4 protein-coding genes are annotated in these 3,258 nt (G+C 71.5%); 1 reads left to right on the forward strand and 3 read right to left on the reverse strand.

What is annotated here, in order from left to right; genetic code table 11:
* Positions 1–349: 349 nt before the first annotated feature.
* The gene (locus ACZ58N_RS38745; protein WP_471170347.1) at positions 350–1,357 is read right to left on the reverse strand and encodes a stage II sporulation protein M; all 1,008 of its coding nucleotides are present in this window, start codon (positions 1,355–1,357) and stop codon (positions 350–352) included.
* Between the two features lie 110 nt (positions 1,358–1,467).
* On the opposite strand from ACZ58N_RS38745, the gene ACZ58N_RS38750 reads away from it, so the two are divergent.
* A complete protein-coding gene (locus ACZ58N_RS38750; protein WP_471170350.1) occupies positions 1,468–2,421 on the forward strand; it encodes an RDD family protein in 954 nt (317 codons plus the stop codon).
* 10 nt (positions 2,422–2,431) lie between these two features.
* On the opposite strand, the gene ACZ58N_RS38755 is transcribed toward ACZ58N_RS38750, so the two are convergent.
* Both ACZ58N_RS38755 and ACZ58N_RS38760 read right to left on the reverse strand, forming a co-directional pair.
* A complete protein-coding gene (locus ACZ58N_RS38755) occupies positions 2,432–3,052 on the reverse strand; it encodes a hypothetical protein (RefSeq protein ID WP_471170353.1) in 621 nt (206 codons plus the stop codon).
* 117 nt (positions 3,053–3,169) lie between these two features.
* Positions 3,170–3,258 (reverse strand): adenosylhomocysteinase (locus ACZ58N_RS38760; RefSeq protein WP_471058584.1); only part of this gene is annotated, 89 nt, incomplete at its 5' end.

Here is a 3,258-nt window from a genome sequence, read left to right on the forward strand (position 1 = left end):
TTTCGTTCTGTTGTCCTGCTCTGTTCTTGCGTTTCCGACTCTATCAGACTCTCTCGGGCCCGATTTCCTCGGTGCTTTCCAGGTCCTGCGCTTTCGCGCTTTCCCTTTCCGGCGATTCCGACTCTATCAGAATGTTTCCACCGGATTTCCCCGGCTTGGAAGACTGAATGAAGAGTCGAGTGTGCCCACTTGGAATTCAATTCCTGGGGGCGAGATGAGACTTTAAACCATCACTGCCGAACTTGTCCAGTTCGAGGCAACCGTTCGAATCTACCTCCCCGCATCTTCCGTGTCAACGGGGTTTGCGGGACGACGAGGAGACTAGCAGCTCGGCAGGGGCCGGCGCACATCAGGCGGCGGTGGGCAGGGTTGCCGTCCTGTCGGCTTCCTCCACGTCGCCGGTCTCGCCGGCACGGGCGGCTCGGCCGCCCAGGACGTAGACGTAGACGAGGAAGGCCACCTCGGCGGCGATGCCGATCGCGATGCGGGCCCAGGTGGGGAGGCCCGAAGGCGTGACGAAGCCTTCGATCAGGCCGGAGACGAAGAGGACCAGGGCCAGGCCGATGGCCATGCCGAGGGCGGCGCGGCCCTGTTCCGCTAGGGCGGTGCGGCGGGTTCGGGGGCCCGGGTCGATGACGGTCCAACCCAGTTTCAGGCCCGTGCCCGCGGCGACGAAGACGGCCGTCAGTTCGAGCAGGCCGTGCGGGAGGATCAGTCCGAGGAAAACGTCGAGGCGGCCGGCCGAGCTCATCAGGCCGAGGCCGACGCCGAGGTTGGCCATGTTCAGGAAGAGGATCCACAGCACCGGGATCCCGAGGAACGCCCCGAACACCAGGCAGATCGCGGCGGCCTGGGCGTTGTTCGTCCAGACCTGGGCGGCGAAGGAGGCCGCGGGGTGGCTGGAGTAGTAGGTCTCGTACTTGCCGCCGGGCTCGGTGAGCTGCTTGAGCTCGGTCGGGGCAGCGATGGCTCCCTGGACCTCGGGGTGGGTGGCTATCCACCAACCGATCAGCACGCCGAGGGCCGTGGACAGGAGGGCGGTGGGTATCCACCAGCGGCGGCTGCGGTAGACGGCCGCCGGGAAACCCTCCGTGAAGAAGCGGGCCGCGTCGCGCCAGCTCGCACGTCGGGTACCGGTCACCGTGGCGCGGGCCCGGGCGACGAGCTGGGTGAGGCGGGCCGTCAGCATCGGGTCGGGAGCGCTCGACTGCACCAGGGAGAGGTGGGTGGAGGTGCGCTGGTAGAGCGAGACGAGTTCGTCGGCCTCCGATCCGGTGAGCCGCCGGCCGCGGCCGAGCAGCTGCTCCAGGCGGGCCCACTCCGCCTGGTGGGCCACCACGAAGACGTCGAGATCCATCCGGTTACCGCTCCCCTGCCCCAGGCCACCCGATTCGGCTTACTACTCCTGTGGTCAGCTTGGCAGACTGGGTGCCACAGGGGCGGGTCAGGTCGGTGAAAGGTGGGCTCGTGAGCGATCTGGTGACGGGGGACGCGGTCGTTCTGGGGCTGCGGCCCGCGAGGCTGCCGAGCCGGGCCCTCGCCATCCTGTTGGACCTGGCCGTGTACCTCTCCGGATACACCCTCATCTCCATCGGTCTGACCGTCGCGACGTACGGCCTGGACGACGCCCTCCAGGCCGCCGTGGCGGTGGCCGGTTTCCTGTTGCTGCTGGTCGGCGTGCCGATCGCGGTGGAGACGCTGACGCACGGCAGGTCGCTGGGGAAGTTGGCGTGCGGGCTGCGGGTGGTCCGCGAGGACGGCGGGCCGATCCGGTTCCGGCACGCGCTGGTGCGCGGCGCCATGGGGGTCGTGGAACTGCTGATGACCCTGGGGGTGGTGGCCTGCATCGCCTCGCTGGTGTCGGAGCGGGGGCGACGGCTCGGCGACGTGTTCGCGGGAACCCTGGTGATCCGCGAGCGGGTGCCCGGGACCCCGGTGATGCCGGTGCCCCCGCCGCCGCCGTGGCTGGCCGGGCGGTTCACCGCGCTGGACCTGTCGGCGGTACCGGACGGGCTGTGGCTGGCGGTGCGGCAGTACCTGACGCGCATGAACCAGCTGGATCCGCAGATGGGCGCGGCCTTGGCGGCGCGGCTCGCGGACGACGTGGTGGCCAGGACCGGAACGCCGCCTCCGGCCGGGGTGCCCGCCGCCGCGTTCCTGATGGCGGTGATGCACGAACGGCAGTCGCGTGACGCGGCCCGGGCCTTCGGGGCCGCGGCGCAGGCGGCCCGGGCCGCGCAGGCCGTGCAGGCCGCGCCGCCGATGATGCCGCCCCTCGCGCCGACCGGGGGACCGGTCGGTCCGTACCCGTACGCGGCTCCGGTCGCTCCCGTGGCTCCCGTGGTTCCGGCCGCGCCCGTCGCTCCGGTCGCGCCCGCGGAGGCGCCCGCGCCGCGGAGCGGGTTCGCGCCGCCCGCCTGAGCCGGTGCGGCTACGCGCCCTCGAAGGTGGAGGGCGGGGTCTCCAGGTGTTCGAGCTCGATGCCGGGCGCCGAGAGGACGACGTCGCCCGCGATGTGGACGGTGTGCACCTCTCCGGTGTCCAGGGCGGTCACCCGGTACTCGTCCACCAGCAGCGGACCGCTGTCCGTGGCGTGCTCCTCGCGGTGGAGCAGGGCCCACGCCTGGTCGACGGTACGGGCCGCGAGGACCGGGTCGGTGAGGGCGACGAGCCGGACGCGGGTGGCCGGGTCGCCGGGGGCGAGGCGCAGCAGGCGGGCCGTGGCGATGAGGAAGGCCGGTGAGGTGCCGGTGAACCCGGGGGCGGCGACGTTGCCCTCGGTGGCCTCGGCGCCGGCGGGGTCGGTGCGGACCCAGGTGACCCCGTCGATGGCCGCGCCGCGGAGCTGCCAGCCCGCCGCGTTGAGTTCCAGCCGGATGGGGCGGCCGAGTTCGTCGACGGCCAGGTCGACGGAGCCGCGGTGTTCGCCGTCGGGGAAGGTCAGTTGGGCGACGTAGCGCCAGCCGGAGGGACCCGGCGCGCAGTGGAAGTGCTCCTCGCCGAGGGGGGCGTGATCGTGCGGGTCGTGGAGCGAGTACCGGCCGCGTGGCATCGACGCGCTTTCTCGGGAAGGGGCGGAGACGGGTGGGGTGATCGGGATACGGGGCAGGCCCCCGGCGCGGATGCCGGGGGCCTGCTTCAGCCTCTGCTGATCAACGGGTGATCAGGATCAGTAGCGGTAGTGGTCCGGCTTGTACGGGCCCTCGACCTTGACGCCGATGTAGGCGGCCTGCTCGGGGCGCAGGGTGGTGAGGCGGA

This window comes from Streptomyces sp. NPDC040432 (assembly GCF_055595445.1).